Raw genomic sequence first — 14,233 nt, forward strand, 5'->3', positions numbered from 1 at the left:
GGGGGCCGTGGACACGCACGTTTCCGTCCGATGTCCCGCGTGCGGCTCGTTGCACTTTGTCGACATCGCCAGCGGCAAGATGTTGAGCGAAGGGGGCGGTCAGCGGCGTCGTCGACACTCGTCCGACGAAGCCCCGTCGCGCACGCCGCGACAAGCGCTCACGCCCAGCGAAAGCTGAGAACGTCCGAGCCGTCCCTCGCGATGGCGGAATCATCCTGCGCAACGCCAAAGATGGCCGTTGAGGCAGGACAGGACCTCTCTCCAACAGCCACATGTTGACTTGGGTCAAGGCGAACTTGGCGAGGTTCGACACTGTTCCGCTACAACCCAAAGCCGGAGGAAGCACCATGCGAGGCCGAACCATTGCTGCAGCGCTACTGATTGCCGTCTCGGGCCACACAGCCTTGGCTCAATCGCCGGCGGACCATGAGGCCCATCATCCAGGACAGGACCAGGCGCCCGCGTCACCACAGACGGACTCTCCCGCAAGCCAATCCGCAGAACGGCAGCGCACGATGCGAGGTGGAGATATGATGGGAATGATGGGCCAGGGAATGATGGGGCCGGGAATGAAGGGGCGCGGCACGACGGGCGGTGACAGGATGGGACCGCCGATCGGGTCTCGCATCATCTTCGCGCTGATAGACGCAGATGGCGACCGGAACGTCTCCTTGTCGGAATTTCAGGTCGCTCACGAACGAATATTCAAGGCCATGGACAGCGACAAGGACGGCAAGCTCACCCTGGAGGAGATGATGGTGTTCATGCACGGGACCAAGAGCTCCGCTCCTCAACAATAGCGAGCGAAATCGAGGGGGCGGGCCGCCGAGTTGCGCCAAATGAACTTTTACGTCGTTCCGATCGCCTCGCTGCCGTCGCTTCCGACCTCCATCGCGCAACGATCGCGTTGACCCGGCGCGACTGGCGAAGCTGGTTTCGGAAGAGATCATGTATGTCCAGTGTGGCCAGCGGTGGAAACCAAGCCGTGTCGTTTGATCGGGTCTTGCGATGGGCTCTGGTTGCGATTGCAATCGCGGGACTGACCGCAGGCATTCTCGCGCGAGCCGCAGGCCGGCCTGATCTGGCCAACCTCGCATGGGCGCTCGGCACGGTGCCCGTGATTGCGGGACTGGCGGTCTCCATCGTCAGGGATCTCTTACGGGGGCGCGTCGGAGTGGACGCGATCGCGCTGCTGTCGATGAGCGCGGCATTGGTGCTCGAACAGCCGCTTGCCGGGGCTGTGGTCGCGCTGATGTATTCCGGCGGCAACGTCCTGGAAGAGATCGCGATCGCACGGGCAGAGCGTGACCTGCGGTCACTGGTTGATCGTGCACCGCGGCAGGCACATCGCAAATCCAACGAGCGGATCGAGGATGTTCCGATCGAGGCGGTGTCGGTCGGCGAAGAGCTTCTGGTGCGGGCCGGGGAGATCGTGCCGGTCGACGGTGTCGTCGGCTCGGCGTTCGCGACAATCGACGAGTCCGCGGTTACAGGGGAACCGATCCCGGTGGAGAAGACGCGCGGTAGCGCCGTTCTTTCCGGTTCACTGAATGCGGGTGAGGCCTTCCAGTTGATCGTGACCGCGGCGGCCGGTGAGAGCACCTACGCCGGCATCGTCCGCATGGTGACCGCGGCGCAGACGGCGAAAGCTCCCTTCGTGCGGCTGGCCGACCGGTATGCGCTGATCTTCCTGCCGGTGACACTCGTCATCGCCTTTGTAGCATGGCACATCTCCGGCGACTTGACCCGCAGCCTTGCCGTGCTGGTGGCGGCGACGCCGTGCCCCTTGATTCTGGCAGCACCCGTCGCCTTCATCGCGGGGGTCGCGCAAGCGGCCCGCCGCGGCATCCTGGTGAAGGGCGGTGGAGCGCTGGAGGCGTTGGCCCGCGCGCACACCGTGCTGTTCGACAAGACCGGTACCCTGACGGTGGGCGGGGCGCGGTTGCTTTCTGTGGAAGTCGCTCCGGGGGAGGACCCGGATGAAGTCCTTGCGCTTGGCGCATCGCTCGAGCAAGCCTCGCATCATGTGCTTGCGAAGGCCGTGGTCGCTGCGGCCGTCGATCGGGGGCTGAAGCTGAAGCCGCCGGAACATGTCAAGGAGACCATGGGTTCCGGCCTGAGCGGCCTGATCGACGGACGCCAGGTCACGGTGGGCTCGCGAGAGATGCTTCTCTCGCATGCCGGGCCGTCGCCATGGGAGTTGCGGGCGATTCGACGTGCCTCGTGGCGCTCGGCGCTGATCGTCTTTGTCGCGGTGGACGGCCGTCCCATTGGCGCGGCGCTGCTGGCCGACGAACTGCGGGCCGACACGCCACGAGCGATCAGGCTGCTGCGCGATGCCGGCATAGCGCGGATGGTGATGGTCACAGGCGATCGCGCCGCAGCGGCGCAGGCCATCGGAGCAGCGCTTGATCTCGATGCCGTGCTGGCCGACCGCGTTCCTTCGGACAAGGTCGAGGCGGTGCGTAGCGAACAGCGGCTGCATCCGACCATCATGGTTGGCGACGGCATCAACGACGCGCCTGCGCTGGCCGTGGCCGACATCGGGGTCGCGCTCGGCGCGCGAGGTGCAAGCGCCTCGTCCGAGGCGGCGGATGTGGTGATTCTCGCGGACCGGCTCGACCGGGTTGGCGAAGCGATCATCATTGCGCAGCAGGCGCGGCGCATCGCCCTGCAAAGCATCCTCGTCGGCATGGGATTGTCCCTGGCGGCAATGCTCGCTGCCACGGTGGGCTGGCTCAATCCCGTGCCCGCTGCGATCGTCCAGGAGGTGATCGATGTCGCCGTCATTCTGAACGCGCTGCGGGCCCTCACTCCGTCCCTTGTCAGGAGCGGCCCGCGCATCAGCGCAGAGCAGGGGCGGACATTGCATCACGATCATCAGGCCCTGTTCAGGGATCTCGACCGCCTGCGCCAGATCGTCGATGCGCTGGACGATGTAATGCCCGGATCTGCCGCTGCCATGATCGGAGAAGCCAACCGGCTGGTCCAGAGCAGCGTCGTGGCTCACGAGCGCGAGGATGAAGACAGCGTCTATCCGAGGCTCACGGAAGTGCTGCGCGACCGCCACGGGCTCTCTGCCATGAGCCGTGCGCATCGGGAGATACTGCATCTCGCGCGGTTGCTCGCGCGGATCGCGGAGGATCTGCCGTCGGAGAAGATCGACCGCTATCTCGTTCGAGACGCTCAGCGCGTGATCGAGGCGATCGAGACGTTGGTACGCATGCACACCGCTCAGGAGGAGGACATTTACGAGGCCGTGGCCGCATAGGCGGCAGCTTCGTCAGCTCGCGCAACGATGTGCATCACAGTAAGTGCTTCAACGCCTTTGCATCGGCCGGCGCTGCGCTCTTCTGGTCGTTGTCGAAATAGACGTAGACGTCGCAACCCTGCCGCTTCCACGATTTGATCCGTCGCGCCCATTGCGCCAGCGTGGCCTTGGTGTAGTGGCCGTGATAGCGCCCGCCCGGCCCGTGTCCGCGCACATAGACGAAATCCGCCGTGCGCTTCCAGGGCGCCGGCGCATCGTGATGGTCGGACAGGCACAGCGAGATGTTCTCGTCCGCCAGCATCCGCAGGATGCGCGGCTGGTACCAGCTCGGATGACGAAACTCGAAGCTGTAGCGCCGCTTCCGCGACAACAGCTTGAAGAAGGAGGCGAGCCGGTCCGCGTTCGCCTCGAATTGCGGCGGCAGCTGGAACAGGATCGGGCCGGCCTTGCCGCCGAGCCGCGAGATACGGTCCTCCAGCAGCTCGAGGCTGTTGACGGAGCGGTCCGACAGCCGCTTCCAGTGCGTGATGAATTTGGATGCCTTCCAGGCGAACACGAAATCGCGGCCTGTCTGCTCGCGCCAGCCTTTCACCGCCTCCGGCGTCGGCGTGCGGTAGAACACCCCGTTCAGCTCCGTCGTGTCGAACTGTCCGGCATAGTAGCGAAGCTGCTCCTTCAGCGTCACGCCCTCGGGAAAGAACGGGCCGCGCCAGGAGGCGTAGTGCCAGCCGGAGGTTCCGATCAGAACGCGCGCCATGTTTCGTGCCATCCGTTGCCATTTGCCGGAGGGAACGTCCGTGCGGCCGATACGTTGCTCGTGAGCTTGATCAACGCAGGACCGGAACCGATGTACGCGCTGTTCGAAGGCAACAAGCAGATCGGCAATCCCTTTCCAACCGAGAAGGAGGTGTGGGAAGCCGCCTTGATCGAGGGCCTCGTCACCGACGTTCCGGTCGCAGAGGAGGAAGGCGGCCGGATTCTGCCCGCCGGCTATCACGTCGAGCGCATCGAGGAGGCGTTCGAGCCGCGGCCGGGCTGGAAGCTGCCACGCGAGATCTCGTGATAGATTAGTTTGATGCCAGCGACGCCTTGGCGACCTCGGCCATCCAGCCGGACGCGACCGGCAGGATCGCGTCGTTGAAATCGTAACGCGGCCCGTGCAGCTCCGCGCCGTCCCGCAAGGGCCCATTGCCGATCCAGACGAAAGCGCCCGGCCGCTGCTGCAGGTAGTGGGCAAAGTCCTCGCCGGCCATGCTGGGCGCGAGGTCGCTCCGCACCGGCGCCTGCACCTTCTCCGCGGCGATGCGCGCGAGGCCGGCTTCATCAGGCGTATTGATCACGACGCCCACACCCATGACGATCTCCGGCGTGACCTTGACGCCGAAGCTGGTCGCAATCCCGGCGCAGGTGCGCTCGATGCCGTCGAGGATGGTGTCCTTGACCGCCTCGCGATGGTACCGCAGCGTGCCGCGGATCGTGACGCGTCCGGCGATCTGGTTCGGCGCGGTGCCGCCGTCGATCGTGCACAGCGACAGCACGGCGGTGTCGAGCGGATCGACCCCGCGCGAGGTGATCGATTGCAGCGCCACGATCAGGTGCCCGGCCGCCACCACCGGATCGCGCGTCAGATGCGGCATCCCGGCGTGGCCGGCATGACCCTCGATGGTGATTGTGATACGCCCGCCGGAGGCCATGACGACGCCGTCGTGGACTGCAATGGTGCCGGCGGCAAGGCCCGGCCAGTTGTGGAAGCCAAATATCCGCTCCATCGGGAAACGATCGAACAGCCCGGCCGCGACCATCGCGCGCGAGCCGCCAAAGCCTTCCTCGGCCGGCTGGAAGATGAAATCGACCGTGCCGCTCCAGCTGCTGTCGGCGGCGAGCAACGCCGCGGCGCCGAGCAGCGAGGCGGTGTGGCCGTCATGGCCACAGGCATGCATCACGCCTGATGTCCTGGAGGCATAGGGCAGGCCGGTATCCTCGGTGATCGGCAGCGCATCCATGTCGGCGCGCAGGCCGACCCGGCTCCGTGCGTGGCCGCGCGTCAACGTCGCGACGATGCCGTTCCCGCCGATGCCAGCTTCGAAGGGAATGCCGAGCTCGGTGAGCCTGTCCTGCACGAAGGCGGAGGTCTCCTTCTCCTGGAGCGACAGCTCCGGGTGGGCATGAAGGTGCTGGCGCCACACGGTCAGTTTCTGGTGCAGTTCGGGAGGCAAGGTCGGGGTCTTTCGCGAAATGCAGGTTGCCGGCACAATAGCGGATTGTCCGCGCCATGCATCAAGCGTCTTGGAATGCCTCGCGTGCAGCAATGAGATCGGCGATCGCTGGGGCACCAACCGTGCCGTGTGCTCCACTTCACCTCTCCCGCTTGCGGGAGAGGCCGGGAGAGGGCTGGATCGTCATTGGGAGTCTTATTGCGGAGACACCCTCTCCCCAACCCTCTCCCGCAAGCAGGAGAGGGGGCGCACCTCGCTTGTTGTCGCATCTCTCTAAGGCGCCAGCTTCGCCAGTCCCTTCCAGTCGAAGCTGATGCCGTGCCCTGGCCTGTCAGGCGCCAGCGCAAGCCCGTCCTTCAGCACCAGCGGATGCTCGATATATTTGTCGAGCCCGAAGCCATGCGCCTCCAGATAGGAGCGGTTCGGGCAGGCCGCGAGCAGGTGCACGGTGATGTCGTGCGCGCCGTGGCTGGTGACGGGCAGGTTGAACGCTTCCGCCAGCCGCGCGATCTTCATGAACGCACTGACGCCGCCGCAATTGGTCACGTCGGGCTCGGGATAGGACACCGCGCCTGATGCGATGTAGTTCTTGAACTCCCACAGCGAGCGCAGATTCTCCCCCGCCGCGATCGGCACGCCGCCGGCCTGCAGGACGCGTGCGTGCCCGGCGACGTCGTCGGGAATGATCGGCTCCTCGAGCCAGGTGAGGTCGAAAGGAACGAAAGCACGCGCGGCGCGGATCGCTTCCTCGACGGTCCATTTCATGTTGGCATCCGCCATCAGCGGAAAGCCATCGCCGAGATGCTGCCGCATTGCGGAGACCTTCGCGACGTCCGTTTTCAGGTCGGGCCGGCCGACCTTCATCTTGATGGCGCGAAATCCCCTGGCGAGGTTGCCGTCGGTCTGCGCGAGCAGCGCATCGACGGAGAGATCGAGGTCGATGCCGCCGGCATAGCACGGCACGCGCGCATCGAAGCCGCCGAGCAACTGATACAGCGGCAGCTTGGCGCGCCGCGCCTTCAAATCCCACAGCGCGATGTCGAGCGCGGAGAGCGCCAGCACCGCCGGCCCGCCGCGGCCGCCATAATGCAGGCCCCACCAGACATGATGCCAGATCGCCTCGGTGTCATCGGCCTCCCTTCCCTCGACGAGTGGCGGGATCTCGCGCTTGAGGATGTCCGCAGTTGCCCCGCCGTTGCGCCCGACGGTGTAGGTGTAGCCGACGCCCTCGGCGCCGTCGGCATCGCGGATGCGGCAGGTGATCAGCTCGAACGCGGTGATCTCGCCATGCGTGGAGTCCGACAGCGTGACGGGGAGGGGGATCCGGTAGAGGGCGGATTCGATATTCGCGATGCGGGCCATGGTTCCTTCCTGCTTTTTTCTTGCAGGCTAGGACGATGGGCGCGGCCCGGCAAGCGCCCACCGCGCAAGGCAGCTCACCGCATCGTCGCGAGTTGCACCGCCAGCGCGCAGGCGCGGTCGTATTCGTCCAGGTTGATCCATTCGTCGACCGTGTGCGCCTCGTTCTGGCCGGCACCGAAGGTCACGGTCGGAATGCCGTGGCGGACCATCCAGTTGGCGTCGAGCCCGCCGTTGGCCGTCCGGACGTTCGGCGTGCCGCCGACCGCGGAGACGGCCTCGACCGCGCGCTTGATCACGGGCTGGCTGTCCTTCATGCGGAACGGATAATAGTCGGTCTCCGCCTTGAACTTGACCTTGCCGGACTTGCCTTGCGCGTTGGTGACCTTCTTGGCCGCCTTCTCGAACGCGGCCTTGTAGGCCTTGGTGATCTCCTTGAAGAACTTGCCGTCATGGCTGCGGCTCTCGCCGCGCACATGGACGTAGTCGGTGACGACGTTGGTGGCGTCGCCCGCCGGGCGGCCCTCGCCGCCGGTGACCGGGCCGACATTGCTGGTGCCTTGCTTCTTGCCCTTCACCACCTTGCCGAACCAGCCGCCGGCTTTCACGTCCGCGAGCGCGAGCGCCATGATCATGGTCGAGGAGATGCCGCGCTCCGGCGCGACGCCGGCATGCGAGGCGCGGCCGAAGATCTCGACGCTCCAGCGGTCGGCGCCGACAGCACCGATCACGACGTTGGAGGCGGCGCCGCCGTCATAGTTGAACGCCATCACCGGCGAGCCGAGCTCGTCCAGCTTGACGTGGCGCGCGCCATAGAGCCCGCTCTCCTCGCGCACGCAGAACAGCAGCGTGATCGGGGGATGATCGAGCTTCTGCCTGGCGAGCTCCGCTGCCAGCGTCACCAGCACGCCGCAGCCGCAGCGGTTGTCGCCGCCGAGCGCGGTCCTGGCTTCGTTGACGATCTTGCGTCCCGACTTCTTCGGCTTCGCGCCGGCGCAGAGCGGCACCGTGTCCATGTGCGTCATGAACATGATGCGCGGCTGGTTGTGCAGCGCGCCGCGGCCGGGCAGGTCGACGATGAGGTTGCCGGTCTCGGTCGGCACGGGAATGCGGGTATTGGCATCGTCGAGCCGGATCGCCTTCGCCGGCACGCCGGCCTCCTTCAGTGCTGCCGTGAGCTCGCGCCCGATCGCCGCCTCCTGACCGGTGACGCCCTCCACAGTGAGGAAGCGCATGAGGCGGTCGGTGGCGGCCTTGGTGTCGACGGGCATGGATGATTCCTTTGGCGGGCGGGGCGCGTCATCCTATGGGCCCCGCGAGGTATAAGCCAAGAAGATCAGCACACCGAGCGCCAGCATGGCAGCCATGAACAGCAGCACGGCCGGCAAGCCCGCGAGCGCCGCCACCGCGCCGGTGACCGACTGCATCAGCGCTGCGCCGAGGAAGAAGGCAAGGTTGACGGCCGCGAGCGCCTTGCCCGCGGTCTGCGCATCGACCAGCTGCCTGGACATGCCGAACAGCAGCGGCTGGGCGGAGGTCGCAAGCCCGATCAGCACGAACAGCACGAGGTCGTATCGCGGCGGCATCATGGGCAGGCCGAACAGTGTGGAGACCGCATGATGCGGCGCGCCCAAGGCCATCAGCGCCAGCAGCACCGCCCCGGCCATATGCGAGCCCGCCACCAGCGCGCGGCGGCGGCCGAGCCTGCGGTCGATCATGCCGATGCACAGGGGACCTGCGATCATCGCCAGCGTGAACGCGCCGAGCTGGTTGCCGGCCTCGACCCGCGAGAGTCCCTTGACGTCCATCAGCCATGGCCCGCCCCACAGGCCGCGCAGCACCAGCGAGGTCGCCAGCGACACCAGTGCCAGCGCGATCAGCCCGCGCAAGGGGCGCGAGAGGCCGAGCCTGAGCACTTCGATCATCTGCGCCAGCGGCGAGGACTTGTCCTTGTGCTCGGCCGGCTGGTGCGGGACCAGCGCGAACACCGCGAGCGCCACCGCGACTCCGCCGATTGCGGACATCCAGAACCCGGCGCGCCAGCCGTAAGCGTCCACCACGAAAGCGAGCGGGCTCGACGACAGCAGCATGCCGATATTGCCGATCGAAAGGATCGCGCCCGACCACAACCCGAAGCGGGCCGCCGACAATTGCTTGGCCGCCAGCGTCATCGGGCACATCAGCATGCCCGAGGTGGCAACGCCCAGCATCAGCTGCCCGACGGCAAAGCTTTCCGGCCCCGTCGCAAACCCCGACGCGACCGCGCCGAACACGGTCCCCGCGAGCAGGCTCAGCGACACCGGCCGCACGCCAAACCGGTCCATCGCCGCCCCGACCGGGATCTGCGCCGCCGCAAAGGCGAAAGGATAGATCGACGTGAGGCTGGCAAGAGCCTGCGGCTCCATGTGGAAATCCGCCGCCATCAGGTCGAGGCTCACGGCCGGAATGGTGCGCAGCAAGGTCGAGAGCATGTGCCCGCAGGCGAGCGCCACGAGCGCGAAGATCAGCGCGCGGGTGGCGGTGCCCGCGTCGTTCGCGGCAGTGGTCATGAGCGTTTCGTCCCGAGAAGGTTTCGGGTGGGGTTACAGGATTGAGGGGGCGGCCGGCAAGCAGCATGGCGCTGCCGAGTGCCTGCCGGCGGGCGCGACCACTCGCTTGGTACGCTTATCCAGGTCCCGCAGGTGAACCACAACGGGCGCCAAGACGTTATGCCGGGAAAACGTGGTATCCTGCTGACCAGGAAGCGCCATGACATGCGGTGGCAGCGGCAATGTCCTCGTCCGAGAGTACAAGTCAGACGACCAGTGACGCGGCCCGCCGAGAGCGGCGAAGGAGCAATTTCCTGCTGTTGGTTCTCGCCGTTGGCTTTCTCGTCTTCGGCGTCGCAGCGGGTGCACTTTATTACGCGTTGCGGCCGGAGATTCTCCGGATCGCCGTTGGACCGGCTGGCAGCGATGATGACAAGGTCATTCAGGCGATGGCCGATGCGTTCGCCAGCGAAAGCCGAACTGTCAGGCTGCACCCGGTCAAGGCCGACGGAGCGATGGAAGCGCTGGCTTTGCTTGGGTCTGGCAAGGCCGATCTTGCCGTCGGCCGCGGCGACCTGGACATGCCGGCCGAGGCGCAGACCGTCGCCGTCGTCCGCAAGAATTTCGTCGTGCTCTGGGCACCATCCGGGCTTGCGGGCAAGAGTTCGAAAAGAAAGCCGTCCCCGAAGATCAAGGAGGTCGCCGATCTCTCGGGGCGCCGTGTCGGCGTGATCGGGCGGACGCCGGTGAATCCTGCGCTGCTGCGCGTCATTCTGAACGCCTCCGGAGTGCAGCCCGGCAAGGTCGCCGTGGCGCAGTTCGGCACCGACCAGATCGATGAACTCGCGCGCGATCTCACCCTCGATGCGTTCATGGCGGTCGGGCCCCTCGACAGCAAAATCACCTCCGACGCCGTTGCCGCGACGGCGCGGGCGCGCGGCGAGCCGAAGTTTCTCGCCATCGAGGCATCGGAAGCGATCGCCATCAGGCATCCCCGGTACGAATCGGAGGAGATTCCGCCCAGCGTCTTCAATGCGGATCCGGCTTGGCCGGGTGACAAGGTTGAAACTCTCAGCGTCAGCCATCTGATCGTGGCGAGAAAGAGCCTGCCCGAAGCGACGGTCGCCGCGTTTTTCCGCCAGCTCTTTGCCGTTCGTCAGGCGATCGCGAGGCAGGCCCCAGGCGCCGCACACATCACCAAACCCGACATCGAGAAGGACGCCGAGCTGCAGGTCCATCGGGGCGCGGCGGCCGTCATCGACGGCAACGAACGCACGTTTCTCGACCGCTATGGCGACTATTTCTGGTTCGGGCTCCTGCTTCTCTCTGGAATCGGCTCCGCCGCCGCTTGGTTGCGCCGCTATTTGAACCGCAACGAGAGGGACGACAACACCAGCCATCGCAACAGGATCCTGGCCATGGTTTCCAGCGCGAGAATCGCGGAATCCAATCAGGAGCTCGTGGCATTGCAGCGCGAGGCCGATACCATCATCGCCGAGACGCTGGAATGCTATGACGACGGCGCAATCGAGCAAGAGGAGCTCGCGGCCTTTGGACTGGTGCTCGACGTCTTGAGCAATGCCATTGCCGAGAGGCGAGCCGCATTGCAGCGTACCAATCTCGAAACGGTTCGAGGCGCGGTAGCGAGCCACGGCGGTACGCCGCGGGGATGAAGTGTCGTGGGGCCTTCTCCGTGCGCGCGACGGTTGCAGTGATCGCCTATGCATACTCACTTTCGTGGTCGAGGGCTTCCGCTGGCGGACATTGGAACAAAGAAGACATCGTCTCTCTTACCTCGGTTAAGGAGACTTGATCATGCTGTCCTCGAGACCACCACGGCCCATTCGCACAACGCTCGATCTTGCGAACGCCGAGCAGGTCAAGTCGGTGCGCAGGCGGCTTCGCATCTCCAATGCCGATCTCGTCAGGATCGTCGACAAGATCGGCAACTCTCTAGCGGCGATCGAGAAGGAAGTGGAGCTCGAAAGGTTGGCCGCTCAGCAGTGTAGTGCCAGGGACGCGCAGACAACCCTCGAATGAATCCGAGCCATCACCTCGAAAAGGAGAATTGCGATGAACGGTCTGATCTACCTCATAGGGCTCATTGTTGTGATCGCGGCCATTCTTTCGTTCTTTGGCTTGCGATGAACGCCGCGGTCTCGCGAGCCTGACGCAGCAACGAGCCGGTGAAGCAATGTGACGTGCATCAAATGGTTGATCCGCACCAGGTCAATACCATCATAGCGACGACGGTTTGCGCGTTCTTCAAGGACGCTCCCGACGCTCAAATCGGAACTGAAGAAGCCAAGCTGCTGGCCAAGCAAATCACTGAAGCGCTGAACGCAGCTGGGCTGCAGATCGTCCCTGTGGATTCGGCGATCACACGGCCCTAGTGCCATGGCGGCGGCACCGAGCTTGCTGCCTTAAAGATCCATCAGATTTTTTTGCTTTGTTCAATCATGTCTCGCGCCGGGAATGGCGCGCTCTTATTCGCTCCGCCCTCTGGCGGCGGAGGTCGCGCCGCAATCTACTTCAACTCGTTCAAAAGCTTCCAAGCGTCCTCCAGCAAGGTCTTCACCTGGTGTCGCTCGGCCCGACCATCCGGTGTGTACATTCCATGTCGACGTGCATTCTGGTTTCCCTTTGGAGCGCCCGATCTCGGCGCGCCGCCATGCATGCGGCAGCGGGGCTTGCCGTACATCGCCGGCGCGCGGCAAGCGGTGCCGTCGCGTGTCCGCGCCCCGCAGCGCGGGCTCGTCACCATCGCGCGGGTGCTGCGGACGTGACCGCCGCTCATGCGTTGGCGCCTTGCCTTGCGTCCGTCCATTCTGCTTCGCTGGCCGCGGCCGCCGCGCTGTCCGGATGGGCACCGATCAGATGAGCATGCTGCGTGACGTTGCCCACGATCGCCCGTCCGCCGTCCTGCACCGACAGGTTCTGCACCGTGATCGCGCGCTCGTCGCTGTTACGGTGGCGATTCGGCGCTTCGACCTGGGCGGCGAAGGTGCGCGAGAGCCGGGTCAAGGCGCGGGCGATGCCCTCCTGCTGCGCGAGATCGTCGGTGCAGGCGAGCCGGCAGGCACAGCGCATCGCGGCCATGTGCACCGACACCATTTGCGACACCAGCATGGCCTCGACCGAATCCTTTGGCGCGATGCTCCTGATCGTCGAGATCATGAAGGCGAGGTTGGCTTCGTCGGGCTTCTGCCCGACCACACTGGCCTTGACCAATTGCCTCAATATGCCGTGCATCGCGTCGCGGTCGGCGGCGCCGAGCGCCTCGGCCAGCAGCCGCTCGCCGGCCTGCGGGTCGGGATGGCTGATCGCGATGCGCCGCTTGTAGAGCTTGACGCGCGGAGCTGCGGCTGGGGCGCTGCGATCGTTTGCCGCGAGCGGCGACGTGATGGGACGCGAGAGAGCTGTCGTCATGTGCTGTGTCCTTCTGGCGGCGCAGGTGCGAACGGCCGTTCGCCGCTGCGCGCGAATGCGGATTTCGAAATGTCGGTGAGGGGTTTAGGCGCAACCGCGCCGGGACGGCTCCGGCCTGGCAGGCCGTGACGCTCGCGACTGTTGCGATGATGCCATCATGCCACTGTTTTGCCCGACGCGTCAGAGTTTATTTCGTAAATCCGGAAAATTTCGTCCATCCCCCGCAAGTCCTTGTTTCGACAGGGGCCGCCTACTGTGCATGGGGTTGTTTTCGCATTTTTTGTTTGGAAGGGGTCGTACGTGCCGTGCGACGGAATGCCAACGCCCGAACGTGATTGCGGAATCCGGCGTGGCCGCTATTCATGATCCTCGAATGCGTCGCACGAACAAACATGCACAAGCGGCGCTGTGAGGCCTGGGAGAGAACGAATGCAACGAACGGTCCGCCTGCTGGCAGTCATCGCCGGATTGTGCGCTTCTGCGCTGTCGACGCAGGCCCTGGCGCAGAAATACCCGGTGCGGCCGGTCAAGGTCATGGTCGGCTTCAGCGCCGGCGGCCCGGTCGATGTGGTCGCGCGCATCATCGGCGATCGCCTCGGCAGCAAGCTCGGGCAGCCCTTCGTGGTCGAGAACCGCGCCGGCGCCAACGGCATGATCGCCGCCGAAGGCGTCGCGCGTGCGGACGCGGACGGCTACACTATGCTCGCCTGCAACTCGTCCACGATCACGCTGAACAAGACGCTGTTCAAGGATGTCCGCTATGACCCGCAGGGAGACTTCGCGCCACTGACGACCGTCGTCTCGGCGCCGCTCGTGCTCGTCGTCAATCCCGAGAATCCCAAGACGGCCAACATCAAGACCGTCGCCGATCTCGTCGCCGCGGCAAGGGCCGCACCGGGTGCGCTTGCCTACGGCTCGGGCGGCAACGGCAACCTCGCCCATCTCGCCATGGAGCTGCTCGGCCAGAAGGCCGGCATCAAGATGATCCACGTGCCGTATCGCGGCGGTTCGGCCGCCGAGGTCGGCATCCTCGCGCAGGAGGTGCTGGCGGTGTTCGATCCGCTCTCCGCCGTGCCGCTGGTGAAGGCCGGCAAGCTGCGCGCGCTGGCGGTGTCGTCGGCCGAGCGCTTGCCCGCGCTGCCCGATGTGCCGACCGTCGCGGAAGCCGGCTATCCCGGCTTCGACATCTCGTTCTGGGTCGGCTTCTTCATGCCGAAGGCAACGCCCGCGCCGATCCTGGAGACGCTGCACCGGGAGATCATCGCTGCTGCCAAGGATCCGGCGGTCGCGGAGAAGCTCGGCTCGCAGGGCGTCGTGAGCGTGCTCGGCCCGGCCGACTACGCCGCGAAGATCGCGAAGGAGACGAAGGAGCTCGCCGAGGTCGTCGCGGCCGCGAACATCAAGGCGGAGTAGGGCGCCGCTCGAAATGG

14 protein-coding genes are annotated in these 14,233 nt (G+C 65.7%); 7 read left to right on the top strand and 7 right to left on the bottom strand.

What is annotated here, in order from left to right; translation table 11 throughout:
* The first annotated feature begins 530 nt into the window (after positions 1 to 530).
* Positions 531 to 800 carry a hypothetical protein gene (locus tag ABIG06_RS22700; protein WP_370138698.1) on the top strand — a complete coding sequence of 90 codons (270 nt, stop codon included), beginning with the start codon at positions 531 to 533 and terminating at the stop codon, positions 798 to 800.
* A gap of 152 nt (positions 801 to 952) precedes the next feature.
* Entirely contained in the window at positions 953 to 3,271 is a 2,319-nt protein-coding gene (locus tag ABIG06_RS22705; RefSeq protein ID WP_370140890.1) for a heavy metal translocating P-type ATPase, read from the top strand.
* 34 nt (positions 3,272 to 3,305) lie between these two features.
* Here ABIG06_RS22705 and ABIG06_RS22710 read toward each other — a convergent pair whose 3' ends face one another.
* The gene (locus ABIG06_RS22710; protein ID WP_124159597.1) at positions 3,306 to 4,028 is read right to left on the bottom strand and encodes a DUF72 domain-containing protein; all 723 of its coding nucleotides are present in this window, start codon (positions 4,026 to 4,028) and stop codon (positions 3,306 to 3,308) included.
* Between the two features lie 90 nt (positions 4,029 to 4,118).
* Here ABIG06_RS22710 and ABIG06_RS22715 point away from each other — a divergent pair, with 90 nt between their 5' ends.
* A complete protein-coding gene (locus ABIG06_RS22715; protein WP_370138699.1) occupies positions 4,119 to 4,334 on the top strand; it encodes a hypothetical protein in 216 nt (71 codons plus the stop codon).
* A 4-nt stretch (positions 4,335 to 4,338) separates the two neighbouring features.
* Here ABIG06_RS22715 and ABIG06_RS22720 read toward each other — a convergent pair whose 3' ends face one another.
* The 4 genes from ABIG06_RS22720 to ABIG06_RS22735 form a co-directional block, all read right to left on the bottom strand.
* The gene (locus tag ABIG06_RS22720; protein ID WP_124159595.1) at positions 4,339 to 5,487 is read right to left on the bottom strand and encodes an amidohydrolase; all 1,149 of its coding nucleotides are present in this window, start codon (positions 5,485 to 5,487) and stop codon (positions 4,339 to 4,341) included.
* Between the two features lie 273 nt (positions 5,488 to 5,760).
* Complete coding sequence (locus tag ABIG06_RS22725; RefSeq protein WP_124159594.1) at positions 5,761 to 6,849, bottom strand: mandelate racemase/muconate lactonizing enzyme family protein; 1,089 nt, start codon at positions 6,847 to 6,849, stop codon at positions 5,761 to 5,763.
* Between the two features lie 74 nt (positions 6,850 to 6,923).
* Positions 6,924 to 8,117: a M20/M25/M40 family metallo-hydrolase gene (locus ABIG06_RS22730; RefSeq protein WP_370138700.1), complete on the bottom strand. Its 1,194-nt coding sequence runs from the start codon at positions 8,115 to 8,117 to the stop codon at positions 6,924 to 6,926.
* 33 nt (positions 8,118 to 8,150) lie between these two features.
* Positions 8,151 to 9,395 carry an MFS transporter gene (locus ABIG06_RS22735; RefSeq protein WP_124159592.1) on the bottom strand — a complete coding sequence of 415 codons (1,245 nt, stop codon included), beginning with the start codon at positions 9,393 to 9,395 and terminating at the stop codon, positions 8,151 to 8,153.
* A gap of 221 nt (positions 9,396 to 9,616) precedes the next feature.
* On the opposite strand from ABIG06_RS22735, the gene ABIG06_RS22740 reads away from it, so the two are divergent.
* The 3 genes from ABIG06_RS22740 to ABIG06_RS22750 all read left to right on the top strand — a co-directional run bounded on the left by ABIG06_RS22740 (position 9,617) and on the right by ABIG06_RS22750 (position 11,767).
* Entirely contained in the window at positions 9,617 to 11,047 is a 1,431-nt protein-coding gene (locus ABIG06_RS22740; protein ID WP_424578391.1) for a TAXI family TRAP transporter solute-binding subunit, read from the top strand.
* A 142-nt stretch (positions 11,048 to 11,189) separates the two neighbouring features.
* Positions 11,190 to 11,414, top strand: coding sequence for a hypothetical protein (locus ABIG06_RS22745; protein WP_370138701.1), 225 nt, complete (start codon positions 11,190 to 11,192; stop codon positions 11,412 to 11,414).
* A gap of 170 nt (positions 11,415 to 11,584) precedes the next feature.
* The gene (locus tag ABIG06_RS22750) at positions 11,585 to 11,767 is read left to right on the top strand and encodes a hypothetical protein (protein ID WP_370138702.1); all 183 of its coding nucleotides are present in this window, start codon (positions 11,585 to 11,587) and stop codon (positions 11,765 to 11,767) included.
* Positions 11,768 to 11,901: 134 nt separating this feature from the next.
* Here the strand turns inward: ABIG06_RS22750 and ABIG06_RS22755 are convergent, their stop codons facing one another.
* Entirely contained in the window at positions 11,902 to 12,201 is a 300-nt protein-coding gene (locus ABIG06_RS22755) for an HGGxSTG domain-containing protein (RefSeq protein WP_370138703.1), read from the bottom strand.
* A complete protein-coding gene (locus tag ABIG06_RS22760) occupies positions 12,168 to 12,803 on the bottom strand; it encodes a hypothetical protein (protein ID WP_370138704.1) in 636 nt (211 codons plus the stop codon). The genes ABIG06_RS22755 and ABIG06_RS22760 overlap by 34 nt, the downstream gene beginning before the upstream one ends.
* 429 nt (positions 12,804 to 13,232) lie before the next feature.
* Here ABIG06_RS22760 and ABIG06_RS22765 point away from each other — a divergent pair, with 429 nt between their 5' ends.
* Positions 13,233 to 14,216 (top strand): Bug family tripartite tricarboxylate transporter substrate binding protein, encoded by a 984-nt coding sequence (locus tag ABIG06_RS22765; protein WP_370138705.1) that lies wholly within the window; start codon positions 13,233 to 13,235, stop codon positions 14,214 to 14,216.
* The last annotated feature ends 17 nt before the right edge of the window (positions 14,217 to 14,233 follow it).

Origin of the sequence: Bradyrhizobium sp. USDA 326, assembly GCF_049739485.1 — a bacterium.
In the GTDB taxonomy this organism is placed as follows: Bacteria; Pseudomonadota; Alphaproteobacteria; order Rhizobiales; family Xanthobacteraceae; genus Bradyrhizobium.